This is a genomic window from Streptomyces sp. NPDC053426 (assembly GCF_055585405.1).
The window spans coordinates 218,759-243,673 of the sequence record NZ_JBVJKE010000008.1 but is presented as its reverse complement, the minus strand read 5'-3'; the positions used below and the strand labels follow the sequence as shown (position 1 = coordinate 243,673).

19 protein-coding genes are annotated in these 24,915 nt (G+C 73.3%); all 19 read left to right on the top strand.

Annotated elements, in window-relative coordinates; translation table 11 throughout:
* The first annotated feature begins 38 nt into the window (after window positions 1-38).
* Window positions 39-1,355 (top strand): nucleotide sugar dehydrogenase, encoded by a 1,317-nt coding sequence (locus ACZ62B_RS18715; RefSeq protein ID WP_468886656.1) that lies wholly within the window; start codon window positions 39-41, stop codon window positions 1,353-1,355.
* Entirely contained in the window at window positions 1,345-2,625 is a 1,281-nt protein-coding gene (locus ACZ62B_RS18710; protein ID WP_344566293.1) for a glycosyltransferase family 4 protein, read from the top strand. Before ACZ62B_RS18715 ends, ACZ62B_RS18710 begins: the two co-directional genes overlap by 11 nt.
* Entirely contained in the window at window positions 2,622-3,989 is a 1,368-nt protein-coding gene (locus tag ACZ62B_RS18705; RefSeq protein WP_469691157.1) for a polysaccharide biosynthesis protein, read from the top strand. The genes ACZ62B_RS18710 and ACZ62B_RS18705 overlap by 4 nt, the downstream gene beginning before the upstream one ends.
* Entirely contained in the window at window positions 3,986-5,518 is a 1,533-nt protein-coding gene (locus tag ACZ62B_RS18700; protein WP_469691156.1) for a Wzz/FepE/Etk N-terminal domain-containing protein, read from the top strand. Before ACZ62B_RS18705 ends, ACZ62B_RS18700 begins: the two co-directional genes overlap by 4 nt.
* A gap of 3 nt (window positions 5,519-5,521) precedes the next feature.
* Window positions 5,522-7,456, top strand: coding sequence for an asparagine synthase (glutamine-hydrolyzing) (asnB, locus tag ACZ62B_RS18695; protein WP_468880753.1), 1,935 nt, complete (start codon window positions 5,522-5,524; stop codon window positions 7,454-7,456).
* Window positions 7,457-7,474: 18 nt separating this feature from the next.
* The gene (locus ACZ62B_RS18690) at window positions 7,475-9,646 is read left to right on the top strand and encodes a bi-domain-containing oxidoreductase (RefSeq protein ID WP_469691154.1); all 2,172 of its coding nucleotides are present in this window, start codon (window positions 7,475-7,477) and stop codon (window positions 9,644-9,646) included.
* Window positions 9,643-11,754: an alginate lyase family protein gene (locus ACZ62B_RS18685; RefSeq protein ID WP_469691152.1), complete on the top strand. Its 2,112-nt coding sequence runs from the start codon at window positions 9,643-9,645 to the stop codon at window positions 11,752-11,754. The genes ACZ62B_RS18690 and ACZ62B_RS18685 overlap by 4 nt, the downstream gene beginning before the upstream one ends.
* A gap of 3 nt (window positions 11,755-11,757) precedes the next feature.
* Window positions 11,758-13,284, top strand: a complete 1,527-nt coding sequence (locus ACZ62B_RS18680; RefSeq protein ID WP_468886661.1) for a right-handed parallel beta-helix repeat-containing protein — start codon at window positions 11,758-11,760, stop codon at window positions 13,282-13,284.
* Window position 13,285: 1 nt separating this feature from the next.
* Entirely contained in the window at window positions 13,286-14,518 is a 1,233-nt protein-coding gene (locus tag ACZ62B_RS18675; protein ID WP_469691150.1) for an O-antigen ligase domain-containing protein, read from the top strand.
* Window positions 14,519-14,520: 2 nt separating this feature from the next.
* Window positions 14,521-15,762 carry a glycosyltransferase gene (locus tag ACZ62B_RS18670; RefSeq protein ID WP_469691148.1) on the top strand — a complete coding sequence of 414 codons (1,242 nt, stop codon included), beginning with the start codon at window positions 14,521-14,523 and terminating at the stop codon, window positions 15,760-15,762.
* The gene (locus ACZ62B_RS18665) at window positions 15,759-17,009 is read left to right on the top strand and encodes a class I SAM-dependent methyltransferase (RefSeq protein ID WP_344566312.1); all 1,251 of its coding nucleotides are present in this window, start codon (window positions 15,759-15,761) and stop codon (window positions 17,007-17,009) included. Before ACZ62B_RS18670 ends, ACZ62B_RS18665 begins: the two co-directional genes overlap by 4 nt.
* Window positions 17,006-17,800, top strand: coding sequence for a glycosyltransferase family protein (locus ACZ62B_RS18660; protein ID WP_344566314.1), 795 nt, complete (start codon window positions 17,006-17,008; stop codon window positions 17,798-17,800). The genes ACZ62B_RS18665 and ACZ62B_RS18660 overlap by 4 nt, the downstream gene beginning before the upstream one ends.
* Complete coding sequence (locus tag ACZ62B_RS18655) at window positions 17,797-18,444, top strand: PIG-L deacetylase family protein (protein ID WP_344566316.1); 648 nt, start codon at window positions 17,797-17,799, stop codon at window positions 18,442-18,444. Before ACZ62B_RS18660 ends, ACZ62B_RS18655 begins: the two co-directional genes overlap by 4 nt.
* 3 nt (window positions 18,445-18,447) lie before the next feature.
* On the top strand, window positions 18,448-19,473 hold the full coding sequence (locus ACZ62B_RS18650) for an NAD-dependent epimerase/dehydratase family protein (protein WP_344566318.1): 1,026 nt from the start codon (window positions 18,448-18,450) through the stop codon (window positions 19,471-19,473).
* Entirely contained in the window at window positions 19,461-20,744 is a 1,284-nt protein-coding gene (locus ACZ62B_RS18645; RefSeq protein ID WP_344566320.1) for a DUF4910 domain-containing protein, read from the top strand. Before ACZ62B_RS18650 ends, ACZ62B_RS18645 begins: the two co-directional genes overlap by 13 nt.
* A 5-nt stretch (window positions 20,745-20,749) precedes the next feature.
* Complete coding sequence (locus tag ACZ62B_RS18640) at window positions 20,750-22,018, top strand: hypothetical protein (RefSeq protein ID WP_468886664.1); 1,269 nt, start codon at window positions 20,750-20,752, stop codon at window positions 22,016-22,018.
* 187 nt (window positions 22,019-22,205) lie between these two features.
* A complete protein-coding gene (locus tag ACZ62B_RS18635) occupies window positions 22,206-23,153 on the top strand; it encodes a glycosyltransferase family 2 protein (protein WP_344566324.1) in 948 nt (315 codons plus the stop codon).
* Window positions 23,150-24,367 carry a polysaccharide pyruvyl transferase family protein gene (locus ACZ62B_RS18630; RefSeq protein WP_344566326.1) on the top strand — a complete coding sequence of 406 codons (1,218 nt, stop codon included), beginning with the start codon at window positions 23,150-23,152 and terminating at the stop codon, window positions 24,365-24,367. Before ACZ62B_RS18635 ends, ACZ62B_RS18630 begins: the two co-directional genes overlap by 4 nt.
* Window positions 24,364-24,915 carry a dTDP-4-dehydrorhamnose 3,5-epimerase family protein gene (locus ACZ62B_RS18625; protein ID WP_468880771.1) on the top strand — a complete coding sequence of 184 codons (552 nt, stop codon included), beginning with the start codon at window positions 24,364-24,366 and terminating at the stop codon, window positions 24,913-24,915. The genes ACZ62B_RS18630 and ACZ62B_RS18625 overlap by 4 nt, the downstream gene beginning before the upstream one ends.

The window sequence follows — 24,915 nt, the reverse complement described above, 5'->3', positions numbered from 1 at the left end:
GCAGGCCGCGAGGGCCTGCCCGGGGGGAGGAACGGAACGTGAGAGTCAGTGTTTTCGGGCTCGGCTACGTGGGCTGCGTGTCGGCCGCGTGCCTGGCCGACATGGGCCACGAGGTCATCGGGGTGGACGTCAACCAGGTGAAGGTCGACCTGGTCAACGACGGCAAGGCCCCGGTGGTCGAGGAGCGGATCGGCGAGCTCGTCGCCGAGGTCGTGGGGTCCGGGGCGTTACGCGCCACCGGCGACGTCCGCGAGGCGATCATGGACAGCGAGATATCGCTGATCTGCGTGGGCACGCCGTCGGAGCCCAACGGCAGCCTGTGCACCACCTACTTGGAGCGGGTCACCGAGCAGATCGGCGCCGCGCTGGCCGAGCGGGGCGGGCGGCACACCGTCGTGTTCCGCAGCACCATGCTCCCGGGCACCTGCCTGAACCTGCTGGTGCCGATCCTGGAGAAGTACGTCGGCGGCACGGCCGGGGTGGACGTCGGGGTCGCGGTCAACCCGGAGTTCCTGCGCGAGGGCACGAGCGTGCGGGACTTCTTCGACCCGCCCAAGACCGTCATCGGCGAGCTCGACCCGGCGAGCGGCGACGCGGTCCTGGCGCTGTACGAGGGCCTGCCCGGCGAGGTGTTCCGGGTGCCGGTCCCGACGGCCGAGGCGATCAAGTACGCGGACAACGCGTTCCACGGCCTCAAGATCGGCTTCGCGAACGAGCTGGGCGCGGTGTGCCAGGCGCTCGGGGTGGACTCGCACCAGGTGATGGACGTGTTCCTGGCCGACCGCAAGCTGAACATCAGCCCCGCCTATCTGCGGCCCGGCTTCGCCTTCGGCGGCTCCTGCCTGCCCAAGGACCTGCGCAGCCTGGTCCACGCGGCACAGCGGGCCGACGTCTCGGTGCCCATCCTCGCCCACGTGCTGCCCTCCAACGCCGACCATCTGCAGCGCGCGGTGGAGCTGGTGGAGCGCACCGGCAAGCGCCGGGTGGGCATGTTCGGGCTGTCCTTCAAACCCGGCACCGACGACCTGCGCGAGAGCCCGCTCGTCGAGCTGGCGGAGCGGCTCTTCGGCAAGGGGTACGACCTGAGGATCCACGACGCCAACGTGAGCCTCTCCCGGCTGCTCGGCGCGAACCGCGAGTACGTCGAGACCCGGCTGCCGCACCTCGCGCAGCTCCTCGCGGACTCCGTCGACGAGGTGCTCGAACACGCCGAGGTGTGCCTGGTCGGGACCAGGGACCCGGACGTGCTGGCGAAGCTGCCCCACGGCGACGGTCCGGTGATCGTCGATCTCGTCCGCCTTCCCGACGCCGACGCGCGCCGGGCCGAACCGGGGTACATGGGCCTTGCTTGGTGACCTGTCGTTCGACGACACGGCCGGTGGCGACCGGCACGGGCGGCGTGCGCTGATCCTGGTGGAGAACCTGTCGGTGCCGTTCGACCGGCGGGTGTGGCAGGAGTGCACGACACTGCGCGACGCGGGCTGGACGGTGCACGTCATCTGCCCCCGGGGAAGCAAACGGGACACGGAACCCGAGGCGGTGATCGACGGGGTGCGGATCCACCGCTACCCGTTGCGCGCGGCCACCGGAGGGCCGGCCGGCTATCTGCGGGAGTACGGATCGGCGCTGTGGCACACGCTCCGGCTGGCCCGGAAGGTCGGCCCGGTCCACGTGGTGCACGCCTGCAACCCGCCCGACCTGCTGTTCCTGCCGGCCCTGTGGCTGAAGCGGCGCGGCGCGCGGTTCGTCTTCGACCAGCACGACCTGGTGCCCGAGCTGTACCTCTCCCGGTTCGGCCGCGGCAAGGACCTGCTCTACCGCGGCGTGTGCGCGCTGGAACGGATGACCTACCGGGCCGCGGACATCGTGCTCGCCACGAACGAGAGCTACCGGGACGTCGCGGTGCGCCGTGGCGGCCGGCGGCCGTCGGACGTCTTCGTGGTGCGCAGCGCACCCCAGACCGACCGGTTCCGGCCGGTGCCGCCCGAACCGGAGCTGAAGCGCGGCAAGCCCCATCTGCTGTGCTACCTCGGCGTCATGGGCCCGCAGGACGGCGTCGACTACGCCTTGCGGGCCCTGGCGAAGCTGCGCGACGAGGTCGGACGGACCGACTGGCACGCGGTGTTCGTCGGCTCCGGTGACGCCTTCGACGCGATGGTGGAGCTGTCCCGGACGCTCGGGCTCGACGAGCAGGTGCAGTTCACCGGGCGCATCCCGGACGCCGACCTGGTGCGCTACCTGTCCACCGCGGACGTGTGCCTCTCCCCCGACCCGCGCAATCCGCTCAACGACGTGTCGACCATGAACAAGGTCCTGGAGTACATGGCGATGGGCCGGCCGATCGTCTCGTTCGACCTGAAGGAGGCGCGGGTCTCCGCCGGTGACGCCGCCGTCTACGCGCCCGCGAACGACGAGTCCGAGTTCGCGAAGTCCATCGCGCTGCTGCTGGACGATCCGGAACTGCGGGCCCGGATGGGCAAGACCGGCCAGGAGCGGATCGGCGGGGAGCTCTCCTGGCGGAACTCCCAGACGTCGCTGCTCGCCGCCTACACCGCCGCCTGCCGTGACCGGGCTCCGGTGCCGGCGGGCGGCCGGGGCCGGGCAGGGAAGAGGCCGCGTCGTTGAGCGATGACACGATACGCCTGGCCACGGTCGGGCGGATGATCCATCGGCGGTGGCGGCTCCTCGCCGTCCTCGCCGCGCTGGGCGCGCTCGTCGGCTACGGCGCCTCCGTGCTGTTCCCGCCGCGTTACACGACGTCGGCGTCGGTCCTGCTGCCGGGGGCGTGGGAGGAGCGCGAGCTGCTGACCCAGACGGAGATCGCGACCAGTTCGGTGGTGGTCGACCGGGCGGCCGCCGCGCTCGACTGGGCCGGGGCCGACGGCGGCGAGCTGCGGGAGCGGGTGAGCGCCGCGGCCGCCGACGGGAACATCATCAAGATCTCGGGCACGGCCGACACCCCGGAGCGCGCGCAGCGGCTCTCCGACCAGGTGGCCCAGGAGTTCGTCACCTTCGCCGCGCGGATCGCGGGCGACGACACCGACTCCGAGGCGGCGGCCCGGCCCGAGGAACTGCGGAAGCTGGTGGCGCGGACCAGCCGCCGCATCACCGAGCTGGCCGACGCGGCCGATCCCGGCCGGACCGTGGAGAGCGTGCAGACCCGCACCGAGCTCGCGAAGCTGCGCACCGCGCTGCAGGAGGCCGTCAACGAGCTGGAGCGGGCCGACCCGGCCGCCGGCGAGGCCAACATGGTCGTCATGGGGCCGGCGGCCCGGCCGGACGGCGAGGCACCGCCGACCAGGGCGCAACTCATCGGCGGCGGGGCGCTGCTGTTCTTCCTGCTCGCGGTCGTCGGCCATCTCGCCGCGGCGCGGATGAGCCGCCGGCTGCGCACCGAACCGGAGATCGTCGCGGCGCTGGGCGCGGTGCCGCTCGGCACCGTCGACGTACCCGCCGAACGGTCCGCGCACCCGCCGGGAGGCCGTGACCTGCGGGCCCGGATCCGCCGGTTCCTCGGTGTCGACGTCCGGTGGGACGTACCGGCCCCGCAGACGTCCGGCGACGAGGCCGGCCGGCGGATCCGCTACCGGCGGGTGTGCGCCCGCCTCCGGGAGAGGCTGCCGCGCTCCGGGCGGCGGCTGCTGGTCGTCGTCCCGGACGGCGACGAGGTCGCCCACCGGGCCGCCGAGCGGCTCGTCACCGAGGCCGGGGGCGATCCGCTGCTGCGGGTGACAGAGGTTTCGGCGTCCCGGCCGACGGTGCCGGACCGCGGCGACGAGTCCGGTGCCCTGATCGTGCTCAGCGCGGGCAACTGGACCGCCGGGGAGCTCACCGGCATCGCCGAGGCGTGCGCGGACGCGGGGCACGAGATCGTCGGCACCGTCGTCGCCGGCCCGGTCCGGAACCGTACGACACGGTCCGCCGGCCGCCCCCGGGACGCCGCACCGGCGCTCGCGGTCGGCGACGACGCGACGGGAGGCGCGGGATGACGGCGCGTACGAACACGGAGTCGTCGGCCGCTCCGCTGCTGGACCTGCAGGCGCTGGTGGTCGCGGTGCGCAGGCGCCGCCGTCTGTGGTGTTCCCTGGCGCTGCTGGGACTGCTGGCCGGCGCGGCGGTGGCGGTCCTGCTGCCGGCGCCGCCGACCGCGGTGACCACGGTGCTGGTCGCGCACGAGGCGGACCAGCCGAACGACCCCGGAACGCTGATCCGCACCGATGCCGCACTGCTGGGGACCACGCGGATCGCCGGCCAGGCCCTGCGGTCCCTCGGTTCCCGGGAACGCCCGGAAGACTTCATGCGGGACTACCAGGGCACCGGCCTGACCAACAACCTGCTGCGGATCACCGTGACGGGTGACAGCGACGCGGAAGCGGTGGCCCGCGCCGAGGCGCTGGCCGAGGCGTTCGTCGCGGACCACGTGAAGCGGATCAAGGAAGCCGCGGACGCCGAGTCCAAGGCCCTGCTCGGCCGGCGCGACGACATGCGGGACGAACTCGCGCGGGTCAACGAGGAGATCGGGGAGGGACCGTCGCAGAGCGACCCGGAGGCGTCGGCGAACCTGGAGTCGCTCTTCGCCCGCCGGGCCGAACTCACCTCGCGGATCACCGACTTCGACCAGCGCGCCGAGGAGGCGGTCCTGGGCACGCCCCGGCTCGTCGCGGGCACGCAGATCGTGGACGCCGCGCGCGTGGTGGACCACTCCCTGCCCAGGACCGCCGCCACCGACGCCGGGATCGGGCTCGTCCTCGGGCTCGCGCTCGGCCTCGCACTGGCCGCCGTCGGCGCGGTGGTGGCGGACCGTCCCGTGCTGCGCCGGGAGATCGCGGCGAACCTGGGCGCCTCCGTCATCGCGGAGCTGCCCGGCCGGCCGGCCGGGCCGTGGCGGCGCCGGCGGATCCGGGCGGCACGGGAACGGCTCACGGTCTTTCTGGCCCGTACCGTACGGAGCTCCGCGGAACCGGTGTCGCTGCTGGAACTGGGCTGTGCGCGCGGTGCGAGCACGATCGCCCTGGACCTCGCCGGGGCGCTGGGGGCGGACGGTCCGGTGGCCGTCGTCGACGGTCTGCCCGGCCCGCAGCTCGCCAAGCGCCGCCCGGAGCCGGGAGGTCCCGCCGTGGTCGGCGGTGCGGAGGCCGCGGCCGGGTCGCCCGAGGAACGCCGGGTCGGTGTCGGCTCGGTGGCGCCCGGCACCGCGTGGACCGACCTCCGGTACCTCGGCACCCGGACCGTGCTCGTCGTGCGGGCCGGGCACGGCAGCGCCGCATGGCTGCACACCGTGGCGCGGCAGCTCGCGGACCAGCGCATCACGGTGATCGGCGTGGTGCTGATCGACCCCGACCCGCGTGACCGGACCGACGGCACGCTGTGGGACGGGCCGCGCGCCGACGGACCGCACACCGCGCCGCGCGACCGCGGCGAGCGGCCGGCCCGGCAGAACGGGACCGGCCGGCGGGGGACGGAGCGGCTGCCGATGCCGGCGGCACGGGCCGTGGACAGCGACCAGGAGGCGCGGTAGGACATGTGTGGCATCGCAGGCACGTACCGGTGGCCGGACGGGAAGGCCGTGACCGACCGGCTCACCGAGACCCTCGCGCATCGCGGTCCGGACGGGGCGGGCCGGTACAGCCATCCCGTCGGTGACGGCGAAGTGCACCTCGGGCACCGCAGGCTGGCCATCGTCGACCTGTCGGAGACCGGCGCCCAGCCGATGGTCTCCGACGGTCTCGTCCTGACGTACAACGGCGAGCTGTACAACGCGCCCGAGCTGCGTACGGAGCTGACGGCCGCCGGGGTGCGCTTCCGCGGCACCTCCGACACCGAGGTGGTCCTCGAGGCCTGGCGGCGCTGGGGCACGGAGTGCCTGCCCCGGCTGCGCGGCATGTTCGCGTTCGGGGTCTTCGACGAGCGGACCGGTGAACTGGTGCTGGCTCGCGACCAGTTGGGCATCAAGCCGCTGTTCCTGCTGCGGCGCGGCGCGGGCCTGGTGTTCGCCTCCGAGCTCAAGGCGCTCGCCGCGGTGACCGGCCGAACGCTGGAAGTGGACCACGCGGCCCTCGTGGCCTCGCTGCTGTACTACTGGGTGCCGGACTCACGGTGCGCGTTCCGCGAGGCGGAGAAGCTGCCGCCGGGCAGCTGGCTGAGGTGCCGGCCCGACGGCCGGGTGGAGCGCGGCCGGTTCTGGAACCTGAGGGACGTCGCCGCCGAGGGCCGGGAGCGGGCCCTGGCCGGCGAGCGGCCGGACCTGGCCGCCGTCGTCGAGGAGTCGACCCGGCGGCACCTGCTCTCCGACGTGCCCGTGGCGACCTTCCTCTCCGGCGGTCTCGACTCCAGCTACCTGACCGCGCTGGCCGCCCGCCACCAGCCCGGGATCTCCGCCTACACGATCGGGTTCCGCGCCGAGGACGCCCGGTTCGAGGCGATGCCGGACGACCTGCGCTACGCCCGGCAGGTGGCCGGGCGGTTCGGTGTCGACCTGCACGAGATCGAGATCGCCCCGGACGTGCTCGACCTGCTGCCGCGGATGACGTACCACCTGGACGAGCCGATCGGCGACCCCGCCGCCATCAACACCTTCCTGATCTGCTCGGCGGCCCGGGAGGCCGGGGTCAAGGTGATGCTGTCGGGGATGGGCGCCGACGAGCTGTTCGCCGGGTACCGCAAGCACCTGGCCAACCTGATCGCGCTGCGCTACCAGCGCGTCCCGCGGCCCCTGCGGCGCGGGGTGTCCGCGGTGGTGGACCGGCTGCCGGTCGCGACGAGCCGCCGGGGGTACCGGTCGGTGCGCTTCGCGAAGCGGTTCCTCTCCTTCGCCGATCTGCCGGAGGAGACCGCGTTCCGGCGCAGCTACACCATGTACGACCGGGACGAGCTGCTCGCCCTGATCGATCCGGACCTGGCCGGAACGGTCGATGACGTACTGACCGAGCACGCGGACGTCTACCACGACAACGACCTCGACGACTTCGTCAACCGCATGTGCCTGGGCGACGCGCGGATGTTCCTGCCGGGCCTGAACCTCGCGTACACGGACCGCTCCAGCATGGCCGCGTCGACCGAGGTGCGGGTGCCGTACGTGGACGTCGAGGTGGTGAAGGCGGCGTTCGCCTTCCCCGGCGACCGCAAGATCGTCCGGCGGCAGGGCAAGGCCGTCCTCAAGGAGGCGGCCACGTCGGTCCTGCCCCGGGAGATCGTGTACCGGCCCAAGGGCCTGTTCAGCGCCCCGCTGCGGGCCTGGATGAGCCGGGATCTGGCACCGCTGGTGCGCGAGGTGGTCAATGACGGCGAGCTCGTCCGTTCCGGGATCCTGCGCCGCGACGCGCTGCGGCGGCTCGTCGCCGAGGACGCCGCCGGGCAGCGGGACTTCTCCAAGCATCTGTGGCATGTGCTGACCCTCGAGTACTGGTACCGCGGCGCGACCTCCAAGGCCGGCCAGACCCCTTCCTTGACGGCGTAGAGAACAAGAGGACTTCCGGTGAAACAGGTTGTGCAGAACTACAAGAGCGGCGAGCTGGCGCTGCTCGACGTGCCGGTGCCGGGCTGCAAGCCGGGCGGTGTGCTGGTGCGGAGCGCGTACTCGCTGATCTCCACCGGGACCGAGCTGATGAAGGTCTCCGAGGCCGGCATGTCGATGGTGGGCAAGGCGCGTTCCCGGCCGGACCAGGTGGCGAAGGTCGTGCAGAGCGTGGCCGCCAACGGGGTTCCCGCCACCTACCGCAAGGTGATGGGCAAGCTGGACTCCTACACGCCGCTGGGCTACTCGCTGTGCGGGGTGGTCGAGCAGGTCGGCGCCGGGATCGACGACGTGAAGGTCGGCGACCTGGTGGCCTGCGCCGGCAACGAGCACGCGCTGCACGCCGAGCTGAACTGGGTGCCGAAGAACCTCTACGCCCGGGTGCCGGACGGTCTCGCGCCGCGGCACGCGGCCTTCGGGACCGTCGGGTCGATCGCGTTGCAGGGTGTCCGCCAGGGCGAGTCGCGGCTCGGCGAGGTGGCGCTGGTCATCGGGCTCGGGCTGATCGGGCAGTTGGTGGTGCAGCTCCTCGCCGCCTCGGGGGTACGGGTCGTCGGGGCCGACCCCGACCCGGCGCGCTGCGAGCTCGCCGAGCGCCTGGGCGCGGCGGCCTGCGGCGATCCCGCGTCCGCGGCCGTGGAGACGGCCGTCGCCGAACTCACCGACGGCCACGGCGTGGACCAGGTGTACCTGGCCGCCGGCGGCGGCAGCAACCAGCCCGTCGAGCTGGCCGCCCGGCTCTGCCGGGACCGCGGCCGGGTCGTCGACATCGGCAAGTGCCGCCTCGACCTGCCGTGGAACGCGTACTACGAGAAGGAGCTCGACGTCCGGTTCTCCCGTTCGTACGGTCCCGGGCGCTACGACCCGGAGTACGAGCTCCAGGGACGGGACTACCCGATCGGCTATGTGCGCTGGACCGAGCGCCGCAACCTGGCGTGCTTCCTCGACCTCATGGCCCGCGGCGGCGTCGACGTGGAGCCCCTGGTCTCCCACGTCGCCGACTTCGACGACGCCGTCGAGACGTACCGGAGCCTGAAGGACGGCGAACTGAAGGCCGTGGCCGTGCTGTTCCGGTACCCCGGGCAGGAGGTCGAAGCGGAGGCGCCGGTGGTGGCCGTGCCTTCCGTGAACGTGAAGCGGAGTCCGGTGAGGGCCGTGAGGACGCCGGTGCGCCTCGCGTTCGTCGGCGCGGGCAACTACGCGTCGTCGATGCTGCTGCCGCACCTGGCGCAGCGCGACGGCGTCGAGTTGTCGACGGTCGTCACCACGACGGCGCTGTCCGGGGCCAACGCGCAGCGCAAGTTCGGCTTCACCGGGGCGACCACCGACCTCGACGCCGTGCTCGGCGACGAGTCGGTCGACGCGGTGTTCGTGGTCACCCGGCACAGCTCGCACGCCGAGCTGACCCGGAAGGCGCTGCTGGCCGGCAAGGCGGTGTTCGTGGAGAAGCCGCTGGCGCTCACCGAGGACGAACTGGCCGGTGTGCTCTCGGCGGTGGAGGAGTCCGGCAACGACCGGCTGCAGGTGGGCTTCAACCGCCGGTTCGCTCCGCTGCTCCAGGAGGCCAGGAAGCGGTTCGGTACCCGGACCGGTCCGGCGAGCCTGCGCTACCTCGTCAACGCGGGCCGCCTCGACCACGGCAGCTGGTACCTGCGGCAGGACACCGAGGGCTCCCGGTTCGCCGGTGAGGGCGGGCACTTCATCGACACGGCGAGCTGGCTGCTGGAGGCCGACCCGGTCTCGGTGTACGCGGTCGCCCCGTCCGGCAACGAGGACCTTCAGGCCGTCCTGCGCTACCCGGACGGGTCCACCGCCACGATCAGCTACGTCACCACCGGGTCGTCCGGGTTCCCCAAGGAGACGCTGGACCTCATCGCGGACGGCAAGGTGCTGCGGCTCGACGACTTCGTCCGGGCGTCGGTGTACGGCCGCAAGCGGTGGGTCAGTTCGCGGCTGCCCAAGGCCCGGGACAAGGGCCAGAACGCCGAACTGGCCGCGTTCGTCAAGGCCGTGCGGACCGGCGGTCCGATGCCGGTTCCGCTCCAGTCGCTGGTCGCCACCACGGCGGCCACCCTCGCCGTACGGGCCGGCCTGGCCGGGGGCGCACCGGTGACGCTGGCGGGGGCGCGATGACCATGAGCGCGGGCTGGTACCTGCGGCGGCTGTCCCGGATGGGGCCGCGGGAGATCGGCGGCCGGGTGGGCGACACGGTGCGCAGACGGCGGTGGCGGTCGGCGCCGCCGGACTGCCCGCGTGTGACCGGCGCCCGTTTCACCGCGGTCCTGCCCGCGGGGACGATCGCCGCGGTGCCGCCGGACGCCGCGAAACGTCTCGTCGCCGAGGCGGACCGGCTGATGGCCGGGCACGCCGAATACTTCGGGGTGGACCGCGACGATCTGACCGACCCGGACTGGTGGTTCGACCCGAAGACCGGACGCCGGGCTCCGTCGGGTTACGCCTTCGACGTGCCGTACCGCGACGAGGACGCGGTCGGGGACATCAAGCAGATCTGGGAGCCGTCCCGGCACCAGTACCTCACCCGGCTCGCCGCCGCCCACGCGCTCACCGGGGACGAGCGGTACGCCGAGCGGGTGGCCGGGCACCTGCGGTCGTGGTGGGCGGCCAACCCGCCGCTGCTCGGGGTGCACTGGGTCAGCGGCATCGAGCTGGGGATCCGGCTGCTGTCCTGGGTGTGGGTCCGCCGGCTGCTCGACGGCTGGCCGGGCGCGGCCGCCCTGTTCGAGGGCAACCCGGTGGCGGTGAACCAGATCTGGCACCACCAGCGCTGGCTGGCCGCCTTCCCCAGCCGGGGCTCCTCGGCGAACAACCACGTCATCGCCGAGGCCGCCGGACAGTTCGCCGCGGCCTGCGCGTTCGGGTGGTTCCCCACCTCGGCGCGCTGGCGGGCCGACGCGCTGCGGTCGCTGGACCGGCATCTGCGCGGCAACACGTTCCTCTCCGGACTCAACCGCGAGCTGGCCACCGAGTACCACGGGCTCGTGCTGGAACTCGGCCTGGCCGCGGTGGCGGAGGCGGACGCCGCCGGTGTGCCGGTGCCCGCGACGGTACGGCTGGTGCTGCTGCGGATGACCGACGCGCTCGCGGCCGTCGTGGACAACCGGTTGCGGCCGCCGCGCCAGGGGGACGCGGACGACGGGCACGGTCTGGTCGTGGACGGCGCGGGCACCGACCGCTGGGGCTCGCTGCTGGCCACCGGGGACGCCGTGTTCGGGTCTCTCGACTGGTGGCCGAAGGTGACCGGCACCGATGTGCGCACCCCGCTGCTGGCCGCGCTCATCCGGCCCGGGACCGGTCCGGGGCTTTCCGTCCGCGCCCCGGCGCCCGGCCCGCGCACTCGCCGCGCGGTGCCCCTGGGCGGGTGGTCGCGCCGTGTGACCGGCGACACCGCGGGCCGGGAGCGGGTACCGGGCGACGGGACGCTCCGGACGGACCGCACCCCGGCCGTGGCCCGGCCGGCGCGCCGGCCGGGCCACTTCGCCGACGCGGGGATGACGATCCTGCGCGGTCCGGGCGAGATCTGGTGCCGCTGCGACGGTGGCCCGCACGGGTTCCTGTCCATCGCCGCGCACGCCCACGCGGACGCGCTGTCCGTGGAGGTCCGGCACGACGGGGTCGACGTGCTCGCCGACCCGGGGACGTACTGCTACCACGGGCAGCCCGAGTGGCGGCGGTACTTCCGGTCGACCCTCGGCCACAACACCCTGGAACTGGACGGCGGTGACCAGTCCGTCTCCGGTGGCCCGTTCCTGTGGACCCGGCACGCCGGCAGCCGCGTCCTGGCCGTGGACACGTCCGATGACGGGGTGGCCCGCTGGTGCGCCGAGCACGACGGCTACCAGCGCTCCGTGCACCGCCGCCGGGTGGAACTGACTTCCGCGACACAGGAGTTGAGGGTGGTCGACGAGGTGCGCGGCCCGTACCGGTCCGTGCGCCTGGCGTTCCACCTCGGCCCGGAGATCACCGCGGACCTGGTGGGGAACCGGTCCGTGCTCACCTGGACCCGGGACGGCGAGGACCGCTCCGCGGTGCTCGACCTGCCCGGACGGTTGTCCTGGCGGGCGCACCGCGGCGAGACGGAGCCGCCGCTGGGCTGGTACTCCGCCGGCTTCGGGCGCAAGGAACCCGCCACCACGCTGGTCGGCACCGGCACCGGCACCGGCTCCGCCGACGGCACGGAGAAGTTCACCACCGTCCTCGGGTTCCGCGGTCAGGGGGCCTGATCCGTGGGGATGAAGTGGCGGCACCGGGCGTTACCGGCGGCACCGCTGGCGCTGGTCCTGCTGGCGGCGGCGACCGGCTGTGACAGCGGCACGCCGGACGCGCGGCCGGAGCCGACCGCCACGCCGTCCGCGTCCGTGGCCCGGGTGTGCGACAAGCCCGCCGCCGGGCCGGCGAAGGCACCGGCGGGCGCGGTGACGGTCGACCCCGCGGTCACCGGTGACCTGGCCGCGAAGACCAGGAGCAGCCCCCCGGGCACCACGTTCTGGCTCCGGCCGGGCAAGCACCGGCTCGACTCCGACCGCTACGCCCAGGTCGTCCCCAAGGAGGGGAACACCTACCTCGGCGCGCCGGGCGCGGTGCTCGACGGCCGCGGGACCAACCAGTACGCGTTCGGCGGCACCGCCCGCGACGTCACCCTCCGCCACCTGACCGTGCGGGGGTTCGTCGCGCCGCACGACGAGGGCGTGGTCAACCACGACTCGGCCGACGGGTGGGTGATCGAGCACTCGACGATCCGGGACAACTCCGGCGCCGGGCTGATGGCTGGCGCCCGCCAGCAGGTGCGCGCCAACTGCCTGCGCGACAACGGCCAGTACGGCATGAACGCCTACAAGGCCGACGGCCCCCTCACCGGCCTGGTGGTCGAGGGCAACGAGATCACGGGCAACAACACCGGTGACTGGGAGCGGCGGCGGCCGGGCTGCGGCTGCACCGGAGGCGTCAAGTTCTGGGCCGTCGACGGCGCCGACGTACGCGGCAACTGGGTGCACGACAACCGCGGGACCGGGCTGTGGGCGGACACCAACAACAACGACTTCCGCATCGAGGGCAACGTGCTGGAGGAGAACGACGGTGCCGCGCTGATCTACGAGACCAGCTACAACGCGGTCGTCCGGGACAACACGATCCGGCGGAACAACTGGGTCGAGGGCCGCAGGTACGCCGACCGCGGCGACACCTTCCCGTTCGCGACCGTCTACATCTCCGAGTCCGGCGGCGAACCACGGGTCCGGGCCCGCACCGACAAGATCGAGATCCACCGGAACGTGCTGGAGGACAACTGGTCCGGGATCACCCTGTGGGAGAACGCCGACCGGTTCTGCAACAGCCCCGCCAACACCTCGTCCGGTGACTGCACGCTGCTGGTGAAGGACAAGGACCGTTGCGCACAGCCGGCGATCGCCACCGCGCCGCTCTACGCCGACTGCCGGTGGAGGACCCAGCGGGTGGACATCCACGACAACCGCTTCCTGCTGGACAAGTCCGTCGTCGACTGCACGGTGATGTGCGACCGGATGGCGGTGCTGGCCAACTACGGCACCTACCCGGACTGGTCGCCCTACCAGGGCGAGCGGGTGTCCGAGGCGATCACCCGCGAGCAGCACAACCGCTGGCACGACAACACCTACGTCGGACCGTGGAGGTTCACCGCCCACGACCCGAGCCGGGTGCTCGACGCCGTGCAGTGGCAGGGGCCTCCGTACCGGCAGGACGCGGGCAGCACCTTCCGCGCACAGGGCGGTGGTTGAGATGACCACGGACCACACGCCGAAGCTCGTCGGGACGGCCTGGGGGCTGCTGGTCCTCAACACGCTCGGCTCCGCCGGGGCGAAGACCATCGTCCCGCTGCCCCGTTCCCTCATCCAGATGGTCACCATGGGCGCGCTGGCCGTCGCGTTCACGCTGGCGCTCGCGGTCAATCTCCGGCCGCGCGTCCGGCCGAGCGCCTACCTGTTCCTGCTCACCCTGCTGCTGGTGCCGAGCGTGATCTCCAGCGCGGACCCGGAGTCCGGGTTCGGCGCGTTGTTCCGCTGCGCCCGGCTGGCGCTCTTCGTCGCCACGCTGTGGCTGCTCAGCCGCTGGTGGGACGGTGGCACGACGTTCGTACGGCACCACATCCGGATGTACTTCGCCGTCCTCGGGTCGGTGGCCGCCGGCCTGGCGATCTCACCGGGCGCCGCCCTGCCCGACCTCTACGGCGGGCGGCTGGTCGGCGCGCTGTGGCCGCTCACCCCGCCGCAGATCGGACAGTACGCCGCGGTGATCATCGGGCTCACCGTGCTGCTCCTGCTGGGCCGCCGGACCGACCGGCGCAGCGCGGCGGTGGTCGTCGTGCCGTCACTCGTCCTGCTCGCGCTGACCCATACCCGGACGGCCACGGTCGGCCTGCTCGTCGGGCTGGCGCTGGCGATCGGCTCGCTCGTCCTGACCAGCGCCGCCGCCCGCCGGTTCTTCACCTGGACGGTGCTGTGCGCCGCCGTCGCCGCGGTGGTGCTCGGCTCCGCGCTGCAGGCGTGGTTCCTGCGCGGGCAGAGCCAGGAGAACTTCACCAGCCTCACCGGCCGGGCCAAGGTCTGGGACGCCCTGCTGGCGGCACCCCGGACGACCTCGGAGCACCTGCTCGGCGCGGGCCTGGGCGACAAGTCGTTCGGCGGGCTGCCGATCGACAACAGCTGGCTGGCCGTCTACCACGAACAGGGCATGGCCGGTGTCGTCCTGGTGGCGGCGTTCGTCGTCGTGCTGGGCGGTGTCGCGTTGCTGCGGCCGCCGTCGCTGTCGAGGGCCTGCGCGATCTTCCTGATCAGCTACTGCGCGATCGCGTCGTACACCGAGGCCGGGCTGGGCGACGCCTCGCCGTATCTGCTGCATCTGGCCGTGGCCGCCTCGCTCCTCGCGGCACCCGCCCCGGCCGCGCCCCTTCCGGAGCCCGACGTCCCCCGACGACGCGTTCCGCGCTGGGCCCAGAGATCGGAGGCGATCTGAGCATGCACGTCCTCGTGGTGCACAACCGTTACGCCTCGGCGCAGCCGAGCGGGGAGAACAAGGTCGTCGACCAGGAGGTGGCGCTGCTGCGCGGGGCCGGCCACCGGGTCGAGGTGTTCGAGCGGCGCAGCGACGACATCGCCGCCATGTCCCTGCCGCGCAAGGCCGCCCTGCCGCTGCTCGTGCCGTGGAACCCGGCGGTCCGCACGGAGCTCGCCGCCCGGCTGCGCGCCGAACGGCCGGACGTGGTGCACGTCCACAACGTCTTCCCGCTGCTGTCGCCGGCGGTGCTGGCCGCCTGCGCCGACGCGGATGTGCCGGCCGTCGCCACGCTGCACAACTACACCCAGGTCTGCCCGCCCGGCACGCTCCAGCGGGACGGCCGGCCGTGCACCGAGTGCGTCGGGTCGACGCCGCTGCCCGCCGTCCGGCACGGCTGCTACCGGGGCTCCCGCCTCGCGACGGTGCCGCTCGCGGTCAGCCTGTCGGTCAACCGGCGGCGGTGGTGGTCCGGCGTGGAGCGGTTCTTCTGCATCTCCGCGGCGCAGCGCGACGTCCTGGTGCGGGCCGGCATGCCCGCCCGGCGGCTGGCGGTGAAGCACAACTTCGTGCCCGACCCGGACGCCCGCCGCTCGGGCGACGGCGAGTACCTGCTCTACCTCGGCCGGCTCGCCGAGGCCAAGGGCGTACGGCTGCTCATGACCGCGTGGGACGAGATCGCCGCCGGCGGCGGTGTGGGCGTACCGCTCGTGATCGCCGGTACGGGACCGCTGGAGCCGGAGGTGACCGCCTGGGCGGCGGGCCGGGACGACGTGCGGTACGTCGGCCTGTACGACACCGAGGAATGCCGGCGGGCGATCGCGCGCTCGGTGGCCGTGGTGGCTCCCTCGACGTGGCTGGAGGCGTTCGGCCTGGTGGTCGTGGAGGCGATGGCGGCCGGAGTGCCGGTCGTCGCCGCCGGTCACGGCGCCTTCACCGAACTCGTCGAGGACGGGGTGACCGGGCTGCTGCACCGGCCGGGTGAGGCCGCCTCGCTCGCGTCCCGCATACGCCGGATCGCGGCCGACCAGGGCCGCAACCGGGAGATGGGCCGGGCGGCCCGGCGCCGATACGAGCAGGGGTTCAGCCCGGCCGTCGGCCTGGAGCGCCTGGTGGACGGGTACCGCGCCGCGATCGCGGGGCGGTCGGCACTGGCTCGCGGCGGGGACACCCGCGCGGGCAGGGGGGATGGGGACAGCAGATGACACGATGCCGACTCTGCGGCTCGGAGGCGATGGCGAGCGTCGTCGACCTCGGGGCGACACCACCGTGCGAGAGCTTCCTCGCCGCGGACCAACTGGACCTGCCGGAACCGGCGTACCCGCTGCACCTGCGGGTCTGCACCGACTGCTGGCTGGCGCAGATCCCGCCGCTGATCACACCGGAGGAGACGTTCAAGGAGTACGCGTACTTCTCCTCCTACTCCACCTCCTGGGTGGAGCACGCGCGCACGTTCGTCGCGGACGCCGTGGAGCGGGTGGGGCTCGGACCCGACGCCTTCGTGGTCGAGGTCGCGAGCAACGACGGATACCTGCTGCGGCACGTGGTGGACCGGGGCATCCGCTGCCTGGGCATCGAGCCGTCGGTGAACGTCGGCGCCGCGGCGCGCGAGGCGGGTGTGCCCACGCTCACGGAGTTCCTGAGCCCGGACACCGGTTCGGCCGTCCGCGCCGAGCACGGCCCGGCGGACCTGGTCGTGGCCAACAACGTGTACGCGCACATCCCCGACGTGGTCGGGTTCACCCAGGGGCTGCGCGCCCTGGTCGCCGACGACGGCTGGGTCTCCGTCGAGGTGCAGCACCTGCTGACGCTGATCGAGGAGAACCAGTACGACACGATCTACCACGAGCACTTCCAGTACTACACGGTCGCGTCCGCGGCCCGGGCGCTGGCGAGCGGCGGACTCACGCTGGTGGACGTCGAGTCGCTGCCCACGCACGGCGGCTCCGTCCGGCTGTGGGCCCGGCCGGCCGAGGCGGCCGGCGAGCCGAGCGGGCGGGTGGCCGAGGTGCTGGACCGGGAGAAGGCCGCCGGGCTCCAGGAGCCGACCGGGTACGCCGAGTTCTCCGCCCGGGTGGCCAAGGTGCGCCGGGACCTGCTGCGGTTCCTCATCGAGGCGGCCGAGCGCGGCGAGACGGTCGTCGGCTACGGCGCCCCGGGCAAGGGCAACACCCTGCTCAACCACTGCGGCATCCGGCCCGACCTGCTCCCGTACACGGTCGACCGCAACCCCTACAAGCACGGCAGGTTCACCCCGGGCACCCGCATCCCGGTCCTGGCGCCCGAGCGGATCGCCGCCGACCGGCCGGACTACGTCCTCGTCCTGCCGTGGAACCTGCGGGCCGAGCTGGTCGAGCAGCTGTCCTTCGTGCACGAGTGGGGCGGCCGGCTGGTCTTCCCCATACCGGAACTGAGCATCGTCGAGGCCGCGTCCCGAGAGGTCACAGCATGAAGGTCGTACTGTTCTGCGGCGGTTACGGGATGCGGATGCGCAGCGGCGCCGCGGACGACGTGCCCAAGCCGATGGCGATGGTCGGCCCCCGGCCGCTGATCTGGCACGTCATGCGCTACTACGCGCACTTCGGGCACACCGAGTTCATCCTGTGCCTGGGCTACGGGGCCCACCACATCAAGGACTTCTTCCTCAACTACGAGGAGACGACGTCCAACGACTTCGTGCTGCGCGGCGGACGCACCGAGCTGCTGTCCACCGACATCTCCGACTGGACGATCACGTTCGCGCAGACCGGCATCGAGTCGCCGATCGGGGAGCGGCTGCGCCGGGTGCGGCACCACCTGGACGGCGACGAGATGTTCCTCGCCAACTACGCCGACGTGCTCACCGACGCCCCGCTGCCGGAGATGATCGAGAAGTTCGCCCGGCGCGACGCCGGCGCGTCGATGATGGTGGTGCCGCCGCAGTCCTCGTTCCACTGCGTGGAGTTGGGCGAGGACGGCCTGGTGGGGGGCATCACCGCGGTGAGCGAACTGCCGCTGTGGGAGAACGGCGGCTACTTCGTGCTCCGTCAGGAGGTCTTCGACCACATCCCCGAGGACGGGGACCTGGTCGCCGACGGATGCGCGGGGCTGGCCAAGCAGGGGCGGCTGGTGGCGCACCGGCACCGCGGCTTCTGGAAGCCGACCGACACCGTCAAGGAGCGGGCCGCGCTCGACGCCGCCTACGCCAGGGGCGACCGCCCGTGGGCCGTGTGGGAGCGGGACGGCGCGGGGGTGGGCGCGTGATCCGGCTCGGTGCCGGGCGCCTGGACCGGGTCGTCGCGGTGGGCGCGCACTGCGACGACATCGCCATCGGCGCCGGCGGCACCCTGCTCACGATGTGCCTGGCGCGGCCGGGTCTCCGCGTCGACGCGCTGGTGCTCTCCGGCGGTGGCGGTGAGCGGGAGCGGGAGGAGTGGGCCGCGCTCGCCGCCTTCTGCCCGGGCGCCGACCTGCGGCTGACCGTGCTCAAGCTGCCGGACGGCCGGATGCCGGCGCACTGGGAGGAGGCCAAGGCCGCGGTCGAGGAGCTGCGGACGCGGACCGATCCGGAGCTGGTCCTCGCCCCGCGTACCGATGACGCGCACCAGGACCACCGCGGCCTGGCGCGACTGATGACCACCGCGTTCCGCGACCACCTCGTGCTCGGCTACGAGATCGTCAAGTGGGACGGCGATCTGGGCCGTATGGCGGCGTACCAGCCGCTGTCGGCCGAGATCGCCGAGCAGAAGGTGCGGCTGCTGCAGGAGCACTACCCCTCGCAGCGGCACCGGCCCTGGTACGACCGGGAGGCCTTCCTCGGCCTCGCCCGGATCCGCGGCATCGAATGCCACGCGCGCTACGCCGAGGCGTTCGCCGTCACCAAACTCACTCTCGACCTGGGGGATTGAACCTTGCGCGTACTGCTCACCGGACACCAGGGCTACCTGGGCACCGTGATGGCCCCGGTCCTCACGGCCGCCGGACACGAGGTCGTCGGCCTCGACGCCGGCCTGTTCGCCGACTGCCTGCTGGGCCCGGCGCCCGCCGACCCTCCCGGCCGGCGGGTGGACCTGCGCGACGTCACGGCCGACCACCTGGCCGGGGTGGACGCCGTGATCCACCTGGCCGCCCTGTCCAACGACCCGCTGGGCTCGCTGGCGCCGGAGCTCACCTACGACATCAACCACCACGCCTCCGTACGGCTGGCCCGGCTGGCCCGCGACGCCGGGGTGCAGCGTTTCCTGTACGCGTCGACCTGCTCGGTCTACGGCGCCGCCGGCGGCGGCGAGCTGGTGACCGAGGACGCCCCGCTGCGCCCGGTGACGCCGTACGCGGAGTCCAAGGTGCGGGTGGAGGACGACCTGCACGCGCTCTGTGACGGCGACTTCAGCCCGGTGTACATGCGCAACGCCACCGCCTTCGGGTACTCGCCCCGGCTGCGCGCCGACATCGTGCTGAACAACCTGGTGGGCCACGCGCTCCTGTCCGGCGAGGTGTTGGTGCTCTCCGACGGCACCCCCTGGCGTCCGCTGGTGCACGCCGCCGACATCGCACGGGCCTTCACGGCGGCGCTGACCGCGCCGCGGGAGGCGGTGCACGACCGGGCGTTCAACATCGGCAGCGAGGTCAACAACGTCACGGTCGCCGAGATCGCCGGGCAGGTCGCCGAGGCGGTGCCCGGCTCGAAGGTGGTGATCACCGGGGAGACCGGCGCCGATCCGCGGTCGTACCGGGTGGACTTCTCCCGGTTCCGCGCCGCGATCCCCGGCTTCGACTGCGAGTGGACGGTGAAGCGGGGCGCGCTCGAACTCGCCGACGCCTACCGGAAGCACGGGCTGACCCGGGAGGACTTCGAGCGGCGCTTCACCCGCCTCGCCGTGCTGCGCGCGGCCTCCGACGCCGGCACCGTCGACGACACCCTGCGGTGGCGCCGGTGACCGCGTTCGGCGAGGAGATGTACGAGCTGGTGGAGCGGCTGTACCCGCTCTGCCGGAGCATCACCGGCGACGGTGTGCGCGCCACCCTGGAGATCGTCGGCGAGTACATCCCGCTGCACGTGCACGAGGTGCCGACCGGGACGCAGGTGCTCGACTGGACGGTGCCGCAGGAGTGGAACATCCGGGACGCGTACGTCGCCGACGCCGCCGGCCGCCGGGTCGTCGACTTCCGTGCGTCCAGTCTGCACGTGCTCGGCTACAGCGTGCCGGTGTCGGCGACCATGCCGCTGGCCGAGCTGCGCGAGCACCTGCACACCCTGCCGGACCACCCGTCCTGGGTGCCGTACCGCACCAGCTACTACCGGCCGGAGTGGGGGTTCTGCCTGGCGCAGGAGACCCTGGACGCGCTGCCGGACGGCGAGTACGAGGTGCGGATCGACTCCACGCTCGCCGACGGCCACCTCACCTACGCCGAGCACGTGGTCCCCGGTCAGGTCGCCGACGAGGTGATCGTCTCCTGTCACGTCTGCCACCCGTCGCTGGCCAACGACAACCTGGCCGGCATCGCGGTGGCGACGTTCCTGGCCCGGACGCTGGCGGAGCAAAGGCCGTACTACACCTACCGGTTCCTGTTCGCGCCCGGCACCATCGGGGCGATCACCTGGCTGGCCCTCAACGCGGAACGGGTGGAACGGGTCAAGCACGGGCTGGTGCTGGCCTGCGCCGGCGATCCGGGGCAGTTGACGTACAAGCGGAGCAGGCGCGGCGACGCGGAGATCGACCGGGTGCTGCGGCACGTCCTGGCCGCCTCCGAACGGCCGCACCGCGTCGTCGGGTTCACGCCGTACGGCTACGACGAGCGGCAGTTCTGCTCGCCCGGGTTCGACCTCGGCGTGGGCTCGCTCACCCGGACCCCGTACGCCGGTTACCCCGAGTACCACACCTCGGCGGACGACCTGGACTTCGTCTCCCCCCAGGCGATGGCGGACACGCTCGCCGTCTGCCGCGAGGCGTTCGGCGTCCTGGACCGCAACCGGCGGTACCTCAACCTCAGTCCCTACGGCGAACCACAGCTCGGACGGCGGGGGTTGTACGACTCGCTCGGCGGTCGCAGCGACGCCAAGCAGGCCCAGATGGCCATGCTCTGGGTGCTCAACCTCTCCGACGGCGAGCACAGTCTGCTGGACGTCGCCGAGCGCTCCGGGCTGCCGTTCGACACCGTCGCCGTCGCGGCCGACGCCCTGCACGGCGCCGGGCTGCTCAAGGCGTGACGCCGATGTCCACCGAGAAGGAGACGACGACCGCGGCCCGGTCCGCCCGGCGGGCCGTCGCCGGGCGGCTGTCCTGGGGACTGGCCGACCAGGCGGCCTCCAGCCTGTCCAACTTCGCGGTGGGCGTCTACGTGGCGCGCTCGCTGGGGCTGACCGCGTTCGGTGTGTTCAGCCTGGCCTGGGTGACCTACGGCGTGGTGCTCAACGTCTCCCGCGGGCTGGCCACCGACCCGCTCGTGGTGCGCTTCAGCGGCGTGCCGGAGGCGTCCTGGCGCCAGGCGGTGGCCCGGTCGTCGGGTACCGCGCTCTGGGTCGGTGCCGGCATCGGCACGGTGTGCCTGGTCGCCGGGCTGAGCATCGGCGGCCAGGTGGGGGCCGCGTTCGCCGGTCTCGGCCTCGTACTGCCGGGGCTGCTGCTGCAGGACGCCTGGCGGTACGCGTTCTTCGCCGCCGGCACCGGCCGGAAGGCGTTCGTCAACGACGTCGTGTGGGGCGTCGCGCTCGTCCCGGCCATGGTGGTGGCGGCCCAGGTCGGCACCGTGACCGCCTTCCTGCTCGCCTGGGGCGGTTCCGCCGCGGTCGCCGCGGGGTACGGCTGCTTCCAGTCCGGCATCCGGCCCCGGCCGGCCGGGGCGCGCGAGTGGCACCGCGACCACCGTGACCTCGGCTACCGGTACCTGGTCGAGAACGTCGGCGTCAGCGGCTCGAGCCAGTTGCGGGCGTACGGGCTCGGCGCGATCGTCGGGGTCGGCGCGGTGGGGGTGATCCGGGGCGCCGAGCTGCTGCTCGGCCCGTTCCTCGCCGTGCTGATGGGACTGTCGCTGGTCACCGTCGCCGAGGCGGCGCGGGTGCTGCGGCAGGCCCCGCGGCGGCTCGGAACGTTCTGCCTGGTCCTCGGCGGCGGGCAGGCCGTCGGCGCGCTGCTGTGGGGCGCGGCGCTGCTGCTGGTGCCGGACCGGCTCGGCGAGTTCGTCCTCGGTGACGTCTGGCCCGCCGCCTCGGAGCTCATCGTTCCGGTCACGCTCGGCGTCGCGGGCGCCGGCCTCGGCACCGGCGCGGCGGCCGGGCTCCGCGCGCTCGCCGCGGCCCGGCGCAGCCTGCGCTGCCAGATGTTCGCCTCCGCCTGCTACGTCGTCGGCGGGATCGGCGGGGCGGTCGTGGCCGGCACGATCGGCTCGGCCTGGGGCGTCGCCGCCGCGGCCGCCTGCGGCTCGGCCGTGTGGTGGCTCCAGCTCCGGTCCGCCCTGCGCGAGCACCACCGTGGGGGTGCCTGATGGATCTCCGCGGCGTCGCGACGCCCGGCACGCACTCTCGCCGCACCGGCCGAAAGCCCAAGTACGCCCAGTACGAGGGCTTCCGGCCGGCACGCCGAGAGCACGCACCGGACGCCGCTCCTTCCCCGCGGAGATCCATCAGGCACCCCCATCCCCATCCCCGAAGCATCCGCGAAGTGAGGACACCGTGACCCCCCATCCCCGGCTGAGCATCGGCCTGCCCGTGTACAACGGCGAGGAGTACCTCGCCGAGGCGTTCGACGCCCTGCTCGGCCAGACCTACGAGGACTTCGAGCTGGTCGTCTCCGACAACGCCTCGACGGACGGGACCGAGGACATCTGCCGGAAGTACGCCGCGCGGGACTCCCGCATCCGCTACATCCGGCTGCCCCGGAACATCGGTGCCGCGCCGAACCACAACTACGTGTTCACCGAGTGCCGCGGCGAGTTGTTCAAGTGGGCCTCGCACGACGACCTGTACGCCCGTGACCTGCTGCGTTCTTGCGTCGAGGCGCTGGACGAACGGCCGGACGTCGTCCTCGCGCACAGCGGCCAGGCGGTCATCGACGGCGACGGCCGGGTGAAGGTCCCCTACGCGTACTCGCTCGCCACCGACTCGCCGCACGCGCCGGAGCGCTTCCGCAGCCTGCTGTTCGAGCCCGGCGGCGACGACTTCTACGGGGTGATGCGGGCGGACATGCTGCGCCGGGTGAAGCCGCACGACAGCTACCACCACGCGGACCGCACGTTCGTCGCCGAGATCACCCTGCACGGGCCGTTCCACCAGGTGCCGGAGCTGCTGTACTTCCGCCGCGACCATCCCACCCGCGCCGAGCGGGCGAACCCCTCCAAGCGCTCCCGGTGCGTCAACCTGGACCCGCGCCGGGCGGGTCCGCTGCACCCGACGCCCCGGCTGCTCGCCGAGTACGTCTGGGGCTTCGTCTCCGCGATCGGGCGGGCGCCGCTGTCCTCGGCCGACCGGCGCGCCTGCCACCGCCACCTGGCCGCGTGGATGACCAGCCGGGTCCGGCCGGGCGCCGGCGAGCGGGTCGAGGACCGCGCCCCGGTCGACCCGGGCCGGCTCACCGTCTCCGTCGACGCCCTGGTCGCCGGCCGTGAGGGGAGGAGCGCGTGAGGTCCCCGCGGGTAGGGGTGTTCGGCCTGCTCGGCGCCGGCAACGTCGGCAACGACGGGTCGCTCGAGGCCGTGCTCGGGTACCTCCGCGCCGAGCACCCGGAGGCGGTCGTGGACGCGCTGTGCGGCGGGCCCGAGGCCGTCACGGCCCGGTACGGGATCCCCGCGACGCGGCTGCACTGGTACCGCGGGGAGTACCGGACCGCGTCCCGTGCGGGCGCGGTCGCGGCCAAGGGGCTGGGCAAACTCGTCGACGTCGTCCGCACCGCCGCCTGGGCGCGCCGGCACGACGTGGTGATCGTGCCGGGCACGGGCGTCCTGGAGACCACGCTGCCGCTGCGGCCGTGGGGCTTCCCGTACTCGCTGTTCCTGCTCTGCGCGACCGGCCGGCTGGTCGGCACCCGGGTCGCGCTGGTCAGCGTCGGCGCCGGCACGATCGGCAACCGGCCGACCCGGACCCTGACCCGCTGGTCGACACGGCTGGCCGCGTACCGGTCGTACCGGGACACCATGTCCCGCGACGCGATGCGGGCGATGGGCGTGGACACCGCGCGCGACGAGGTCTACGAGGACCTCGTGTTCGCCCTGCCGGCGCCGCCGGCGAGCGCGCCCCCGGGGCCGCCGGGCCCGGTCTGCGTCGGCGTCATGGACTTCCACGGGAGCAACGACGAGCGCGACCGGGCCGAGGAGATCCACCGGCGCTATCTCGACGGGACGACCCGTTTCGTCCGCGCGCTGGTCGAGGACGGCAGGCCGGTCCGGCTGGTCACCGGTGACGAGCTCGACCGGCCGGTGGCCGACGCGATCCTCGACGCGGTGGACTCGCCGCTGGTCACCGTCGCCGAGACGGCCTCGCTGGCCGACCTGATGAAGGAGATGTCGGCCGCCGACACCGTGGTGGCGACCCGGTACCACAACCTGGTCTGCGCGCTGAAGACCGGAACGCCGACCCTCGCGCTCAGCTACTCGGCGAAGAGCGACACGCTCATGGCCCGGATGGGGCTCGGCGCGTACTGCCACCCGGCCCGCGAGACCGACGCCGACCGGCTGCTCGAACAGTTCCACGAGCTGGAGCGGCGGTCGGCGGAGCTGCGGCGGACCCTCGCCGAACGGAACCTGGACGCCACCCGGCGCGTCGAGCGGCAGTTCGCCGCCCTGACCGCGGCCCTGTTCCCCGCGACCGACCACGCCCACCCCCTGAGAGAGGCTCCATGAAGGCGACCGAAGTCCCGGAGATCACCGGGGCGTACCTGTTCGAGCCGACGCCGTACGCCGACGAGCGCGGCTTCTTCTGCCGCACCTTCGACGCCGACGTGGTCCGCTCGGTGGGCCTCGACCCGGACGCCTTCGTCCAGGACAGCCTGTCCCGGTCGGTCCGGGGCGTGCTGCGCGGCCTGCACCTGCGCTCCGGCGCCGGCGAGGCCAAGCTGGTGCGGTGCTCGTACGGGAGGATCTTCGACGTCGTCGTGGACCTGCGGCCCGACTCGCCGACCTACCTGGGCCGGGCCTCCTTCGAGCTGTCCGGCGAGACGCAGACGACCCTGTACGTCCCGGCGGGATGCGCGCACGGCTTCCAGGCGCTGACCGGGACCGCGGACACCTCGTACCGGATCGACCGCCCGCACGACCCGGCCGAGGACGTGACGATCGCCTTCGACGACCCGGAGCTCGCCATCCCCTGGCCGCTGCCGGTCACCTCGATGTCCCAGCGGGACCGGGAGGCGCCGAGCCTCGCCGAGGTCCTGAAGCACAAGGAGAGCTGA